The organism is Burkholderia sp. F1, from assembly GCF_050813845.1.
In the GTDB taxonomy this organism is placed as follows: Bacteria; Pseudomonadota; Gammaproteobacteria; order Burkholderiales; family Burkholderiaceae; genus Burkholderia; species Burkholderia ubonensis.
In genome coordinates this window covers 1,490,503-1,505,134 of record NZ_CP172421.1, presented here as the reverse complement: position 1 = coordinate 1,505,134, position 14,632 = coordinate 1,490,503, and the positions used below count along the sequence as shown (strand labels likewise).

General features: G+C 68.3%; 16 protein-coding genes and 1 pseudogene. 2 read left to right on the top strand and 15 right to left on the bottom strand.

The window, feature by feature from the left end; translation table 11 throughout:
* Nucleotides 1–11: 11 nt before the first annotated feature.
* From ACFIMZ_RS07355 to ACFIMZ_RS07345, 3 genes are read right to left on the bottom strand one after another with little or no spacing between them, the layout of a single operon-like run.
* Nucleotides 12–323: an AtuA-related protein gene (locus tag ACFIMZ_RS07355; RefSeq protein WP_431822045.1), complete on the bottom strand. Its 312-nt coding sequence runs from the start codon at nt 321–323 to the stop codon at nt 12–14.
* 1 nt (nt 324) lies between these two features.
* Nucleotides 325–1,683, bottom strand: a complete 1,359-nt coding sequence (locus ACFIMZ_RS07350) for an acyclic terpene utilization AtuA family protein (protein ID WP_431822044.1) — start codon at nt 1,681–1,683, stop codon at nt 325–327.
* 24 nt (nt 1,684–1,707) lie between these two features.
* Complete coding sequence (locus tag ACFIMZ_RS07345) at nt 1,708–3,012, bottom strand: CitMHS family transporter (protein WP_431822043.1); 1,305 nt, start codon at nt 3,010–3,012, stop codon at nt 1,708–1,710.
* Between the two features lie 98 nt (nt 3,013–3,110).
* On the opposite strand from ACFIMZ_RS07345, the gene ACFIMZ_RS07340 reads away from it, so the two are divergent.
* Complete coding sequence (locus ACFIMZ_RS07340; protein WP_431822042.1) at nt 3,111–3,998, top strand: LysR family transcriptional regulator; 888 nt, start codon at nt 3,111–3,113, stop codon at nt 3,996–3,998.
* A 58-nt stretch (nt 3,999–4,056) separates the two neighbouring features.
* On the opposite strand, the gene ACFIMZ_RS07335 is transcribed toward ACFIMZ_RS07340, so the two are convergent.
* The 5 genes from ACFIMZ_RS07335 to ACFIMZ_RS07315 form a co-directional block, all read right to left on the bottom strand.
* A complete protein-coding gene (locus ACFIMZ_RS07335; protein ID WP_431822041.1) occupies nt 4,057–4,650 on the bottom strand; it encodes a flavin reductase family protein in 594 nt (197 codons plus the stop codon).
* Nucleotides 4,651–4,753: 103 nt separating this feature from the next.
* Nucleotides 4,754–5,518, bottom strand: a complete 765-nt coding sequence (locus ACFIMZ_RS07330; protein ID WP_431822040.1) for a hypothetical protein — start codon at nt 5,516–5,518, stop codon at nt 4,754–4,756.
* A gap of 62 nt (nt 5,519–5,580) precedes the next feature.
* Nucleotides 5,581–8,151 carry a TonB-dependent siderophore receptor gene (locus ACFIMZ_RS07325; protein WP_431822039.1) on the bottom strand — a complete coding sequence of 857 codons (2,571 nt, stop codon included), beginning with the start codon at nt 8,149–8,151 and terminating at the stop codon, nt 5,581–5,583.
* Nucleotides 8,152–8,205: 54 nt separating this feature from the next.
* Nucleotides 8,206–9,192: a FecR domain-containing protein gene (locus ACFIMZ_RS07320; protein ID WP_431822038.1), complete on the bottom strand. Its 987-nt coding sequence runs from the start codon at nt 9,190–9,192 to the stop codon at nt 8,206–8,208.
* A 3-nt stretch (nt 9,193–9,195) separates the two neighbouring features.
* Entirely contained in the window at nt 9,196–9,705 is a 510-nt protein-coding gene (locus ACFIMZ_RS07315; protein ID WP_431822037.1) for a sigma-70 family RNA polymerase sigma factor, read from the bottom strand.
* 287 nt (nt 9,706–9,992) lie between these two features.
* Here ACFIMZ_RS07315 and ACFIMZ_RS07310 point away from each other — a divergent pair, with 287 nt between their 5' ends.
* Nucleotides 9,993–11,141: a transglycosylase SLT domain-containing protein gene (locus ACFIMZ_RS07310; RefSeq protein WP_431822036.1), complete on the top strand. Its 1,149-nt coding sequence runs from the start codon at nt 9,993–9,995 to the stop codon at nt 11,139–11,141.
* 19 nt (nt 11,142–11,160) lie between these two features.
* Here ACFIMZ_RS07310 and ACFIMZ_RS07305 read toward each other — a convergent pair whose 3' ends face one another.
* The 7 genes and pseudogenes from ACFIMZ_RS07305 to ACFIMZ_RS07275 all read right to left on the bottom strand — a co-directional run bounded on the left by ACFIMZ_RS07305 (nt 11,161) and on the right by ACFIMZ_RS07275 (nt 14,500).
* Nucleotides 11,161–11,337 carry a hypothetical protein gene (locus ACFIMZ_RS07305; RefSeq protein WP_431822035.1) on the bottom strand — a complete coding sequence of 59 codons (177 nt, stop codon included), beginning with the start codon at nt 11,335–11,337 and terminating at the stop codon, nt 11,161–11,163.
* Nucleotides 11,318–11,518, bottom strand: a complete 201-nt coding sequence (locus tag ACFIMZ_RS07300) for a hypothetical protein (protein ID WP_431822034.1) — start codon at nt 11,516–11,518, stop codon at nt 11,318–11,320. Before ACFIMZ_RS07300 ends, ACFIMZ_RS07305 begins: the two co-directional genes overlap by 20 nt.
* A gap of 5 nt (nt 11,519–11,523) precedes the next feature.
* The gene (locus ACFIMZ_RS07295; protein ID WP_431822033.1) at nt 11,524–12,009 is read right to left on the bottom strand and encodes a hypothetical protein; all 486 of its coding nucleotides are present in this window, start codon (nt 12,007–12,009) and stop codon (nt 11,524–11,526) included.
* The gene (locus ACFIMZ_RS07290; protein ID WP_431822032.1) at nt 12,006–12,410 is read right to left on the bottom strand and encodes a hypothetical protein; all 405 of its coding nucleotides are present in this window, start codon (nt 12,408–12,410) and stop codon (nt 12,006–12,008) included. Before ACFIMZ_RS07290 ends, ACFIMZ_RS07295 begins: the two co-directional genes overlap by 4 nt.
* A 158-nt stretch (nt 12,411–12,568) precedes the next feature.
* Nucleotides 12,569–13,609 (bottom strand): hypothetical protein, encoded by a 1,041-nt coding sequence (locus ACFIMZ_RS07285; RefSeq protein ID WP_431822031.1) that lies wholly within the window; start codon nt 13,607–13,609, stop codon nt 12,569–12,571.
* Nucleotides 13,610–13,748: 139 nt separating this feature from the next.
* Nucleotides 13,749–14,145 (bottom strand): annotated as a pseudogene (locus ACFIMZ_RS07280) (type VI secretion system baseplate subunit TssF); the annotation flags it as partial.
* Between the two features lie 31 nt (nt 14,146–14,176).
* Nucleotides 14,177–14,500, bottom strand: coding sequence for an LptM family lipoprotein (locus tag ACFIMZ_RS07275; protein ID WP_431822443.1), 324 nt, complete (start codon nt 14,498–14,500; stop codon nt 14,177–14,179).
* Nucleotides 14,501–14,632 lie beyond the last annotated feature (132 nt).

Sequence of the window (14,632 nt, the reverse complement as noted above, 5' to 3'; positions counted from 1 at the left end):
GATCGGCCCGCTCACGTCGGCGCCGGCACCTCGATCGCGAGCAAGGCCGAGCTGACCGACTTGCCGTGCGCATCGAGCGCGAGCGAACGCGTCACGCCGCCGCCAAGCGCCACGCCGAGCACGAAGTTGAACGCGGCCAGCTTCGGCAACTCGTGACGCACGACGTCGCCGTGCACGATGTCGGCGAGCCACGCCTTGACCGCGTCGGCGCCCAGATGCGTGCGCAGGTGATCGTAGTGACGCGGATCGTGGCAGATCACCGACACGTTCAGCGTGTTGCCCTTGTCGCCGGTGCGCGAATGCGCAAGTTCCCGCAGCTTCATGTCAAGCCTCCACGAACGAGAACGACGGCGTGACGGCCGTGCGCGGCAACAGCACCGACTGCACCGCGATCACTTCGCGCGTCGCCTTGACGACCCCGCCGCCGCCCGCCGGACCGTTGGTATAGAGCGTCTCGACCTCGTTGCCGATCCGCAGCGCGTCATCGGCCGTCGCCGCGCGCCCGGCCACCCGCACGCGCACTTCGGCCGGTTCGCCGGGCTCGGCCACCGCGGTGCCGCCGTACAGCGAATCGACGCCGATCAGGTCGAAGCGCAGCTCGCTCGCCGCCACGCCCGTCAGCGCGAGGCGCTCGCGGACGATGTCCAGGGCGACGCGCGCCCGCGCGAGTGCGCCGGGGCCGCCGTACGAAATCTGCCCTTCGCCGATGAAGCCGTCCGCATACGCGACCGACACCTTCAGCGTGTCCGGCCGCGCGGCGCCGCGCCCGCCCGTCACGCGCACGCGATCCGGCGCATCCTCCGTCACGTCGACGCCGCTGAAATCCGCGATGACGTCCGGCTGCAGATAGCGGGCAGGATCGTGAATCTCGTAGAGCAGCTGTTCCTTGCAGGTCGCCGCGCTCACGCGGCCGCCCGCGTGCGGCACCTTCGTGATCACGACCGAACCGTCCGCGTCGACCTCGCCGATCGGAAAGCCGAGCCGCGCGAGGTTCGGCACGTCCTTGTAGCCGGGGTCGGCGAAATAGCCGCCCGTCACCTGCCCCGCGCATTCGAGCAGGTGGCCGACGACGGTCGCCTGCCCGAGCGTGTGCCAGTCGTCCATGCGCCAGCCGAATTCATGGATGAGCGGCGCGGCGAACAGCGACGGGTCCGCGACGCGCCCCGTCAGCACGATGTCCGCGCCGGCCGCGAGCGCGTCGACGATCGGCGCGGCGCCGAGGTACGCGTTCGCCGACACGATGCGGTCGCGATACGCGGCGACGTCGTCGCCGGTTTCCTCGAAACGGAACTGTCCGCGCAGCACGACATCCAGCACGTCGTCGCCGCCGACCGCCGCGATCTTCAGCCCGCCGAATCCGAGCGACTGCGCGATCTGCGCGGTCCGGCGCGCGGCCGCGTGCGGATTCGCGGCCCCCATGTTCGACACGATGCGCACGCGCCTGGGTACGGCGACCGGCAGCACGGCCCGCATCCGCGCGTCGAGCAGCGGATCGTAGCCGAGTGCCGGATCCTTGCGCTTCGCCTGCTGCGCAATCGCGATCGTGCGTTCCGCGAGGCATTCGAACACCAGGTAATCGAGCCGGCCGTATTCGGCGAGTTCGACGGCCGGTTCGATCCGGTCGCCCGAGTAGCCTGCGCCCGCGCCGATGCGCACGCGCTTTCCGGGTTGCATTGCTGTCATCACTGCACCGTCATCGGGTAAGACTCACAACGAGAAGATTCCCAGCGCGACGCACGCGACCGTCATGACGATCGACGCGCCGAACAGCAGCGGGAACGTGAATTTCTGGTGCTCGGCGAGCTCGATCCCGCACAGGCCGACGACGAGGAACGTCGCGGGCGTCAGCGGACTGACGGGAAACCCCGTCGTCATCTGGCCGAGCAGCGCCGCCTGCCCGACGTGCACGGCCGGCACGCCAAGCTGGCCGGCCACCTCGGCGATCACCGGCAGCACGCCGAAGTAGAACGAATCGGGATCGAACACCATGCTGAGCGGCATCGACAGCAGCCCGAGCGCGACCGGGATGTGGCCGGCCATCGACGGCGGCACGAAGCCGACCGCGGCCTGCGCCATCGCCTTCAGCATCCCGCTTCCCTGCATGATCCCGGTGAACACGCCGGCCGCGAGCAGGACGCCCGCCATCATCAGCGCGGCGCGCGCATGCGCGTCGATGCGCTTCCGCTGCATGTCGACGTCCGGATAGTTGACCATCAGCGCGATGCACAGCCCGACCATGAACATGATCGCCGGCGGGATCTTCTCGCCCATCACGACCATCGTGCCGAGCACGACGAGCGTCAGCGCGAGGTTGAACCAGAAGTTGCGCGGCCGGCGCAGCGCCTGCTCCTCCGGCGTCAGCTCGCGCGTCGGCAGCGGGATCGACGCGTCGTGCCGCGCGATGCCGAGGCGCTTCTCCTCGCGCCGGCCGAGCCAGTACGCGGCGCCGAACACGAACACGAGGCCGATCGCCTGCACCGGAATCAGCGGATTGAACAGCGCCGACACCGGCAGGTGCAGCGACGCCGACGCGCGGATCATCGGCCCCGTCCACGGCAGGAAGTTGATGCCGGCCGCCATCGACACCGCCGCGGCCAGCACGCGCCGGTCCATCTGCAGGCGATCGTAGAGCGGCAGCACCGCCGGAATCGTCACGAGGAAGCACACCGCGCCGGAGCCGTCGAGATGGATCAGCAGTGCGAGCAGCGTCGTGCCCATCACGATGCGCGTCGGCCGCGTGCCGACCGCGCGCAGGATGCGGTCGATGATCGGATCGAGCGTGCCGGCATCGGTGATCGTGCCGAAATAGAGGATCGCGAACACGAACATGCCGACGACGGGCGCGAGGCTTTTCAGCCCGTCGACGACGAACTTGCTGGTCTGCAGCCCGAAGCCGCCGATCAGCGATGCCGCGATCGGCACGACGATCAGCGCGACGAGCGGCGACATCCGCTTCGACAGGATCGCGCCGAGCAGGACGGCTATCGTGACGAGCCCGAGTAATGGCAGCATCCTTGTCTCCAACCATTGTCTTTTGTTGGAGACGAGCGTAAGGTCGGCGCAGCGATAGCACAATTGAAATGATTTGATCGCAGCAATCACGAACCATTATGGATCTGAATCTTCGCGACATTCGTGCGTTCGTCACCGTCGCGCACGCCGGCAACTTCACGCGCGCCGCCGCGCGCCTCAACCTGTCGCAGCCCGCGCTGACCGTGCAGATCCGGCGGCTGGAGGAGATCGTCGGCGCGCGGCTGTTCGACCGCAACAGCCGCAGCGTCGCGCTGACGCAGACGGGGTGTGAGCTGCTGCCGCTGCTGCAGCGTTCGCTCGACGACATGGAGCGGGTGCTGCGCGATGCGCGCGCGCTCGGCGAAGGATCGAGCGGCACCGTCCGGCTCGCGTGCCTGCCGACGTTCGCGTCGAGCGCGCTGCCGGAGCTGATCCAGGCGTTCAGGCGGGAAGTGCCGCTCGCCGGCTTCCAGATCCGCGACGGCGTCGCGAGTCTCGTCACGTCGCTCGTGCGCAACGAGGAAGCGGATCTCGGCCTGACGGGCGGCGACGCGTTCGATGCGTCGCTCGAGGTGCTGTATGCGGGCTCGGACCGGCTGGTCGCCGTGTGCCCGAAGGATCACGCGCTGGCGCGCAAGCGCCGCGTCACGGCCGCCGACGTCGCGCGTGAGCCGCTCGTGCTGACCGCGCAAGGCACCAGCGTGCGCAGCGTCGTCGATGCGGCGCTCGACGCGGCCGGCTGCGTGCCGGACATCGCGTGCGAGCCGACCTACATGACGACGGCCGTCGCGATGGTGCGCGGCGGGCTCGGCGTGACGATCCTGCCCGCGACGGCGCGCGAAGTGCTGACCGAACCGGCGCTCGTCGCGAAACCGATCGACGACCCCGCGTTCGTGCGCCCGATCGCGCTGATCCGCAAACGCGGACGCACGCTGCCGCGTGTCGCGGAAGCGTTCGTCGCGTTGATGTTGCGGGAATTGAAGTGAGTGTCGACGTCCCGGCGGCGGACCACCGGGACGAACCGGCGTCAGCCGGCCCGCCGCGTCATTGCACGTCGGTCTTGCCGGCGTCGACCGACAGCGCGTCGCCGATCGCATAGAAATTGCCGCCCGCGATGTAGTGCAGGCTGCGCAACGCCGGATCGGCCGCTTCGAAATGCCAGTGGCCGTCGTTGAACACGCGCGTATCGGACCACGCGCCCACCACTTCACCGATGAACAGGTCGTAGGTCTGCTGGTTGTGCGGCTCCGGCACAAGCCTGCACGCGAGCCATCCGGAACAACCGGCGACGAACGGCAGGTCATGGCCGTCGATATCGAACAGCGTCACGCCGGCCTCCTGCAGCTTGTCCGGCCGGTCGGCGAGGCTGTGGCTGCCGACCGCATGCGTGAGCGTCAACTGCGCGGCGGTCGGAATCTGGATCACGAACGTGCCGCTGCGCTCGACGAGCTCGCGGGTCTTCGCGGACTTGTCGAGCACGACCGTCAGTTTCGGCGGCTGGAAGTCCAGCGCGCAGGCCCACGCCGCGGCCATCACGTTGTCGACGCCGTCATGGCGGGCCGAGACGAGCACGGTCGGGCCGTGATTGAGGAGGCGGTAGGCTTTCTTGAGCTCCACCGGAGCGATATGACTGTCCATTCAGGTTCTCTCGAAGCGAATCGGCAAACGTCCGCATTCTCGCATCGACGGGCCGCGACGGATCGAATCCACCTGCTGGCTTCGCGTGTATTCGCCCTCCGCGTCAGCGCCGCCCCGCCGCCCAGTCGACCGCCGCGTCGAACAGCGCGAGCCCGGCCGGCGACAGATTGACGAACGTGTCGTTGTCGAGGAAGAACATCACGCGCCGCGCCGGCGCGAGCGCTTCGTAGTCCATCGTCGCGCCCTTCTCGTACGCGAAGATCGCGGCCTTGTCCGGCTGCCCGTACACGGTCGCGATGATGCTCGCGCCAAGCCCCGGCTTGCCCCAGCTCATCGGCGCCTGCTTGCCGTACACGTTGATCGCGCCCGCCGGCAACCCCGCCGCGACCGGATGCGGCGCGTTGACCAGCCACACGTAACGCTCCTTGCCGGTTTCGCCGAAGTCGACGTCGTGACGCTTGCCCGTCATCGCGAGATCGTCGAGCAGATCGTTTTCCCAGGTCACGAGCGGCTTGTCGAGCGTGCGCCAGCCGGCCGAGACGTGCTTCGACGACACGGTCGACGAGATGATCACCAGATCGGCGTCGCGCGCGGCGTCGGGCGTCGCGGCCTGGTCGACGAAACGCACCGCGTAGCCGCGCGTTTCCAGATGCGCGCCGGCGCGTTCGTCGACCTTCAGGTTCGGCCCGCCGAGCTGCACGAGCATCGCGACGCGCGTGACGGCGGCCTGCGGGTCGGCCGCTGCGGCCGGCATCATCCCCGCGACGCTCATCCCCAGCGCGAGCGCGCCGCTCGCGATCGCGCGCAGTGCGCCGCGCCGCGCGCGCGACAGCCCGCGCATCGGTCCGTTCTTCAGGTTCGTGTTCATTGCGATGTTCTCCAGGGGCGCGCGACAAACCGCGCGGCAAGTGTGTAATGCGGGGTCCGGAATCAGAACTGCAGCGTCGTCAGCAGCGACACCTGCCGCGCGTCGCCGACCGCGACGAAGTAGCGGTTCGCGCTCGACGGGTAGTACGTGCGATTGAAGAGGTTCTTCACGTTGAGCTGGAACGACAGCTTCTGCTTGCCGACGCGCGTGTCGTACGTCGCGAACGCGTCGGCGAGCACGTACGACGGCAGCGTGAAGCTGTTCGCCGAATCGCCGGGCCGCGCGCCGACGTAGCGCGCGGCGGCGCCGATGCGCAGGTCGTCGCCGCCCATCAGCGTGCCGACGTCGTACACGGCCGCGAGCGATGCGGTGTGACGCGCGACGTTCCAGAGCCGGTTGCCCGCGTAGAGCGGATCCTCGATCGTCTTCGCGTCGATGTACGCGTAGCTCGCGATCACGTTCCAGCGTTCGCCGAGCTTGCCCGACACGTCGAGCTCGACCCCGCGCGAGCGCGCCTTGCCGGACGTGCGCCAGTCGGTGAGCTTCGTCGTGTCGTTGAACTGCGACACCAGCACGTTCTTCTTGTCGATGTTGAACAGCGCGAGCGTGCCGGTCAGGCCGCCCGGCAGGTCGAGCTTGCCGCCGACTTCCCACGCGGTCGACGCTTCCGGCGGCGTCGCGCCGTCGATCACGAAGCCGGACCCCATCGGCGCGATCGACGACGACGGCTTCAGCGACTGCGAGTAGCTGCCGTACAGCGAGAACGCGTCGTTCCATTTGTAGACGACACCCGCGCGCGGCAGCCATTTCGAGCCGCTCAGGTCGGTGTTCGCCTTGAACGGCCGGCCGCGGCCCGCGACCTGGTTGTACGTGATGAAGCGCATCCCGCCCGACACGATCCACTTGTCGGTCACATGGATGCTGTCCTGGAAGAACACGGACGCGTCGTGCAGCGTGTCGGCCTGGTCGCTGTCGCTCGCGGACACCGTGCTCGACGGCGGCAGCAGGCCGTACACGGGATCCAGGTAGCTGAACGGCGTCTTCACGGCCTGCCGCAGCATGTCCTTGCGATAGATGCGGCGGTATTCGCTGTCGACGCCGAGCTGCACGTCATGCCGCATCCCGGCGAGCTGCAGCTTGCCGTTCACGTAGGCGATCCCGTAGCTGTCGGTGCCGAGCGAGCCGTGCGTCGCGTCGTTGCTGCGCGACAGCGTGCCCGTCGCCGGGTTCACGCCCGTGATGCGGATCTGGTTCGCGTCGTAGGTCTCGCGGTTGTAGCTGTAGCCGAAGTGCGCATTCCAGTCGGCGTTGATCCGGTGATCGACCGACAGCTGCGCGAGATGCGATTCGCCGTCCATGTTGTTGAACGGCTCGTCGAGACGGCGCCGCGCGGGAATGTCGAGCGGCGCGTTGGTGCGCGGGTCGAGCGCGGTGCCGCGATCGAACGGCGAATGAAACTGGCGGTATTCGTAGGACAGCACGACCTGCGTATCGCGCCCGTACCACGCGAGCGACGGCGCGACGAAGGTCTGCCGGTATTCGCCGAAGTTGCGCCAGTACTGCTGGTTCGACTGGTCGACGATCAGCCGGTACGCGAGCCGCGTGTCGCCGACGGGCCCGGTCGAATCGAATGTGACGTTGCCGCCGTTCCTGCCGTGACCGTAGGTCGCGCCGCCGACCGACACCGCGTTGTAGCGCGTGAGCTGCGGCTGCTTGGCGACGACGTTCACGACGCCGCCCGGGTCCATCAGGCCGTACAGCAGCGACGTCGGGCCCTTGAGCACCTCGACGCTGTCGACCGCGGCGTTGAACGAGCGCCCCTGCACGATCGGCATCCCGTTGTGCATGATCGAGCCGTCGCGGTTGTCGCCGAAGCCGCGCTTCATGATCGTGTCCTGCGTGCCCGCGAGCGTGTTGCCCTGCGTGATCCCGCTCACGTTGGCGAGCGCATCGTCGAGATTGCGCGGACGCTGGTCGCGCAGCACCTGCGCCGGCACGATCGCGACGGCCTGCGCGGTGTCGAGCAGCGGGATCTCCGAGCGCAGCACGCCGGCCTCCTGCGGCGGACGGTAGCTTTCCGCGCGGATCGCGCTGCTGCGCACCGCGATCGTCGGCAGTTCCGCGCCGGCAGCGGCCGGCAGGGCGGCCGCCCTGCCGGCGCGCTGCAGCGTATAGCCGCCGCCCGGCTGGCGCAGCACGACGAGCCCGGTGCCCGCGAGCAGGCGGTCGAGCGCGCCTTCGACGTCGAACCGGCCATGCACGCCGCCGCTCGTCAGGCCGGCCGTCAGATCCGCGGGAAACGCGAGCAGGATGCCCGCGTCGCGCCCGAAGCGATTGAGCGCCGCCTCGAGCGGGCCGGCCGGCACGTCGAATGGCCGGCGCGACGCGTTCTGCGCGGTTGCGGGCGCGGCCTCGGCGTCGGCCAGCGCGGGCACCGGCAACAGCGCCGACAGCAGGACGGCGCCGGCCAGCCGGTGAACGAGGCTACGCGGCGCGGCGGGTGCGGTAATGGAGGCCGCGCGCGGGCGCGGCGGCTGGGAGCGGAGGGCTGCCGGTCGGCGGCGGGCAAGACGAGTGGAAGGCATGATCGAGGTGTTGATAGGCGATGGGTCAGTGCTGCTTTCATCACCCATGTCACGCGAACATCGAAAACAGCTCAGGTCGGCGGAAATTTTTTTCAGGGCGGCTCACGAACCGGCCCGCACGACGGTCGCCCAGTAGCGGGTCACATACGCGACGTCGATCGGCAGCGTCCTCTTCAGCGTGTCGAGCACGCTATCGGTGTCGGCGACCGGAAACGTGCCGGACACCCGCAGGTCCGCGACGGACGCGTCGCACCGCAGGCTGCCGCGGCGATAGCGGCCGAGTTCGGCGACGAGGTCGGCGAGCCGCATGTGCGACGCGACGATCATCCCGTCGGTCCACGCGGCCGCATGCGCGTCGAGCGGCGCGCCCGCGCCGATCGCGTCGCGCGTGAAGTCGGCGCCCTCGCCCGCGGCGATCACGCGCGCGCCGGCCGACGCGCCGTACGGCTGCACGCGCACCGCGCCGGCGAACACCTCGATACGGCTCGCGCCGTCACGCTGCCGCGCCGAGAAGCGCGTGCCGAGCGGCCGGAGTTCGCCCTCGTCGGTCGCGACGACGAGCGCACGCGCAACCGGGCGATCGTCGTGGCCGCTCGTCACCATGATCGTGCCGCGCAGCAGGCGCAGCCGCCGCTCGGTCGCATCGAAGCGCACGTCGAGCGCGGTATCGGTATCGAGCACGACCACCGTGCGGTCGGCCAGCGTCACCGTGCGCCGTTCGCCGACCGTGGTGCGCAGGTCGGCGTGCCGGACCTCCCGGTGTCGGTACGGATCGGCCATCCACGTGGCGCCGCCCGCGAACAGAAGCACGGCGAGCGCCTTGACGACCGCGCGGCGGCGGCCCGAGCGCGGCGGCAGCAGCGCCGCGCGCGCGACCTGTGCGTCGAGGCCGTCGGCCAGCCGGTTCAGCCGGCCGTGCACGGCCTCGATGTGGCGCCACGCCGCGTCGTGGCTCGCGTCCGCCGCGCGCCACCGCGCGAGGTCGGCCGCGAACGCGTCGTCCGTGTTGCCGGCCTGCAGATCGACCCACCACTCGACCGCGCGCTGCGCGACCTGCGGCGCAATCGGCGGCGTTCCCGAGGCGGCCATCGGTCAGGCCGCCATCGCGAAGAAGCACTGCGTGCCGGCCTTCACGAGATAGCGCTTGACCGTCGACAGCGACACGTCGAGCTCGGCCGCGATCTCGGCCTGCGTGAGCCCGTCGAGCTGCGACAGCAGGAACGCACGCTTGGCCGCGAGCGGCAGGCCGTCGAGCAGCCGGTCGATTTCGAGCAGCGCCTCGAGCACGACGGCGCGCGCCTCCGGCGAAGGCGCGTGCGCTTCGGGACGCTGCGCGAGCGCGTCGAGATACGCGCGCTCGAGCTGCTCGCGGCGCCAGTGGTTGTACAGCACGCGCTGCGCGACCGTCGTCAGGAACGCGCGCGGCTCGTCGGCGCCGATCGGCTCGTCGCGCGCGAGCAGGCGCATGAACGTGTCGTGCGCAAGATCGGCCGCGCGGTGCGCGCACCCGAGCTTCCGGCTCAGCCAGCCGCGCAGCCACGCGTGATGGCCGACGTACAGGGAGTCGATTTCGCGGTAGAGAGGGAGCTTGTCAGCGGACATGGCCGGGTTCCGGGCGCGGGCGCGCGATCACATCTGTAAATGAGAATGATTATTATATACAACTGTGCAGCACTGCCCGGCGCGCGACGATTGCGGGGTCGGGACGGCAGGCGCAAACGCGAAGCGTGCGGAAGAAAAGGCGGCGGCCGAAGCGGCTTTCCACGCGTGAATCAGGCCGGCAAATGCAAAGGAAAGTTTGATGCGAGCCATTTGCATGCGCGCTATGGCACACTTCGCGTTTGCGTGATTTCCTTGCACCGGGCGCCCGGAATGTGCCCCAACCTGCCATGCCGCGTCAGACTTACCCTTCGATCCGCAGCGCAACGCTGAAAATCGCCCCCATCATCGCGGTTTCGCTCGTGATGCACGACATTGCCCGCGCCGACTGTCTCGACGACGCCGCCGCCTTCCATCATGTCAACGTCAGCCTGATGCGCGGCATCGCGCTGGTCGAGTCCGGCATGAAGACGAACGCCGTGAACACCAACACCAACGGCACGACCGACATCGGGCTCATGCAGATCAACAGCTCGTGGCTGCCGACGCTCTCGCGCGAGGGCATCAGCGAGCAGAGCCTGTACGACCCGTGCACCAACGCGTTCGTCGGCGCGTGGATCCTGTCGCAGAACATCCGTCAGCTCGGGCCGACCTGGAACGCCATCGGTGCGTACAACTCGGCGTCACCCGACAAGCGCCTTGCGTACGCGCGCAAGGTCTATGATGCGATCCAAACCATTCCGGATACGCCGGACTCTCCCATGCCCATCCTTCCGCCGTCCTATACGCCGCCGCAGGCGTACAACCCGTTCGCGAGCCTGAGCATCACGGCGCCGCAGGCCACGCGTCCGCGCGCCGCGGCGCCGGCCGCCGCGGCACCCGCCGGCCCCGCCGGCGCGTACAACTTCGGCTGGACGGTGACCGGCGCGGATCAGGCGAAGCCGATCCAGGTGTTCGACGACGGCGCGAAGGTCTACGTGCAGTTCAGCGACATGAAGCGCGTGCCGGCGATCTTTGCCGACACGCCGGGCGGGCGCGTGCTGGTGCCGTGGGAGCCGCAGTTCCCGTATGCGGTGCTCGCGCGTCCCGCGCAGGCGCTGATCTTCCAGCTCGGGACTTATGAGGCGCGGGCGCAGCGGGGGACGCCGGGCCCGCTGATGCCGGCCGGCGCTGCCGCGCAGCGCCCGGCCGCGACGGCGGCGGCGAGCGCGTCGCCGCCGGCCAAAAGGACTGTGGAGACGGCCCGGAGCAACGCATCGGCCGACGCCCTCTGGTACGTGACCAAGCCGTCGGCGGCCCCGACGCCGTTGCCCGCGGCCGTGCCTGTTGCGACGGCGGCGCCGTCAACGGCCGCCGTCTCGGCGCCGGCGGCTGCCCCGGCGCCGGCGGCGACGCCCGCGCGCGTCAGCACCGACGCGCTCTGGTACATCTCGAAGTAATCCGCTCGCGTCCGGAACGCTAGCGGACCGCGGGCGCCGCAGCGCCAGACGGCAGCAGCGCGTGGTACGCATCCGCGACGCGATCGAGAAACGTCTTGTCCGGCGCCGTCGCGATTTTCTGCATCGCTCGGGCGTTCATGTAGCTCTTGATCGCGACGACATGGCTGTACACGGCGTCAATGTCGCTGTCGGCCATGCTGTCGTGCATGTGCCTGCCTGACGAAGATCGGATACATCCGTTCGACTTGCGGCAGGCGCGCGCCCGGATTGTTCCGGAGCCAGAACAACGCCTGCGCCTGCGGATCGGGGTTGAACATCGACCCGGGCACTTCGCCGCCCAGTTGTTTCAACGCCTGCTTCTGGTTGATCCCGGCCATGGCGCTCACTTCTCCTGCGTCGGTTTCACTTCGGGCGCGTTCATGTCGTCCACCCACTGCAGCTCGGCGGTGCCGTTCTTCCGGAAATACACGCGCAGGTAACGCGACGTGGGCGACTCCGGCAGAGGAATCGTCACGTCGATCGTCTTGCGCTCGGGCGGGACGCCGCGCTGGATCGCGTCCAGCGGCTGCGCGAATTCCCAGAACAGTTTCACCTTCTGGCCCGGCGTCACCTTGCAGCCGCACGCGAAGCCGCCGCCGCCGCCGAACGCTTCGCCCGCTTCCCGCGCTGACGGGTTACCGAAGCACCCCGACTTGTGCTCGTTGTCGAGCCAGAACTCGTGGAGCTTGCGGCCGTACTCGTTGTACCCCGTGACGCATACGGCGCGCGGCTCCGCCGCCGCTGCTTCCGTGCCGCCGTGCCTGCCGCACGCCGCCAGCACGCCGAGCCCTGCCAGCGCCAGCGCGCGCCATCCCTGACTGAATTTCATCGATACCCCCGCAAACTTGCATCCTTGTCCTGCTGCACCGGTGACGGCAGATCGTAGCGATTCCGCGCGGCCGCCGAACGAGAAAAGCGCCCGCGCCGTCGATGTTGCGCCTCCGGCCCCGCCGCATGCGCGTGACGCTCGAATACGCGGTCGTGCACGGCCTCGCACAATGCGTCGTGATCGTCGCGATGGCCGGCGATGCATTCGGCGAGCGCCGCATCGTCGGGCGACGCGCCCGGATACATCGCCAGGATCGCGGCGGTCCGGTAAGCCAGCGCGTCGAGCTGCGCGATGACGCTTCGCACGTTTGCGCAGGTCGCGAACGGATCGGCGTCGACCGGAATCCGTCCATTGCGCCGCAGTTCGGCGACGATCGCGTCCGGCCGGCTCCCGCGCCGCAACGCATCGAGCTCCTGCGCATCGACGCGCGGGTAGAAGATGCGTACCAGCCGCCGAGGAAGGCGTGGGTGCGGTCAGATTGGATCGACATGGTGTGTTCGTTCGGGGCTCGCGGGGGCGGTGTCTCGAATCCAGGCATTCGAGGTGCCCGGCGCTCGCATTACTGCTCGGTCAGTTCAACGGCGGGCAGCGTGTCCATCCGCGTCAATACCTTTCCCTTCATTTCGGCGGGCGACTGTATGTTGAGATTAGCTGTCCCTGCAATCCGGCAGGTGCCCGCATGGATCTGCTGCGCGGACGAACCCGGATCGAACGCGAGTTCCGTATAGGGCACGACGAATTCGACCTTGACCGGCTGCCCCGGTTTGACGGAAATCGCGGACGCATAGGAACGGGAGGCGGCACTCAAGTACTTCGCAACCAGTGTGACCTTGAACCTGACGCCGGCGTCGTCGCGCGCGCCGATCTGGACGTACTGCACGTTCGGGCGTACCGGTTGCGGCGACCATTGCTCAGGACTGTCGATGACGACCTCCTGTTCCCCATCATTTTTGAACACGACATCCACCACCAGATTTCGCGACGCGGCATGCACGGCGAACGCCGGATGCAGGTTGATTTCCGGCTTGCCGTGCACAAGCAAATCCTGCGCAAGTTCGTAAAGAAACGACAGCTTGCAGTTGATCTCGTCGCTGGATCGATACTGAAGATCGCCCTCGTACCGCGTTCCATTCTGATCGAACGAATATCTCAGGACCGATCCGATATTCCGGCCCGGGACCGAAGCGATCTCGTGATTGGCCAGAATCCGCTTCATCTGGTCGATCTCCGGCCGGTAGCGGTCGTTCAGTTCTGCCGTGTACTTTCCGATTCCCGTGTACTTCGCAGGCGGCATGATGTCCAGATCCCGTCCACGCGAATAATAGGTCACGCGATTGCCGTCGAACGTGAAAGACAATGGCGGCGAAGGCTTGATCTGCCCCGGGCTGCGTTGCGCCATTCCGCTTGTCCGCCCTCCCACTCGACAAACGCCGTTGCCCGTCCTGATCGTCGGTGTCGCGCTGTGCGGATCATCGCCGCTCCATTTCGGCTCCATGCCGCAACGTACCGGCAAGTCGACACGGGCCGCGCGCGGCGAGCGTTCAGTCTGCATCACGTCGCTCCCGCTTTTTTCGTCAAACCAGTCACGGAAGCCTTGCATGTAGTGCTTCGGAATTTCTGGCTTTTGTTGAACATTCCGCGGCCCATCAAGTTCGTCTCGGTCAAGCGCTGCCAGTTGCCGTCAAGCTGCGCCATTGTCACGTCGACCAGATGTCGTGAGTTGATGTACTGCCCGAACACGCGTCCGTCAGTTGCGGCAGCGACAGCGTCACGTCGTATGCGGTCCGGAAGAATAGCTCGGCGCCCTTCACCGGCCGGCTGTACAGTTCGGTGCCGCGCGGAACGACGACCGCCGCCGACATCTGCGCCGCGCGGCTCGCGTCGACGTCGAAGCAGGCGATCGAGCACGACGGAAACGGACGCAGATAATGCGGATACAGGGCTTCAACAAGCGCCTGCGTGAATCCGGGGTAGTCGTCGTCGATGACGCGCGACATGGGGATCGTCGCTGCCGCCGTCCGCCCCGCTCGTGAGCTGCATGCGCGTCGCGATCTTCGGGTATCGGTCGGCAAACTCACGCGCACGATGACGCGGAAATGTCAGTTCCCGCTCGTAGAACGAGCGCAAATCATCCATCAGCCAATCTCGAAGGCGCCACGTCCGACAGTCAACCGCGACGCACCCAGATCACCTTGCCTGCCTCGATGCCCAGATTTCGCCGATCTTCCCGGTAATCCATCGTGCCCGGCAACGACCGGCCGTCGCGCTCGCCGACCCGCCACGCGCAACCGCCGAGCATCGCGGCCGCCTCCGCTTCCGGCTTGCCGACCAATGCATCGTCGGGCGCGGCATCGGCCTTGCAGGTGGCGGCCGCTTCGGAGCCTCCATGATTCGGCATCGCGTTCTCTCTCGTGTTCTGGCTGGGGTTCCCACACCCCGCAATCGATGCGCATGCAACCATCGCGGCGACGATCGAAATCAGATTTTTCATGTGTGCCTCCCTTTCCGGGGCCCTGCCGGATTTGACGGACGGTCCGCTACCGTCCGGTGCATGAACGGTGCGATGCTCGCCTGCGCGCCGTTTCGCCGCGGTGGCCCGGCCGATCGAAACCGGTCGCCATCG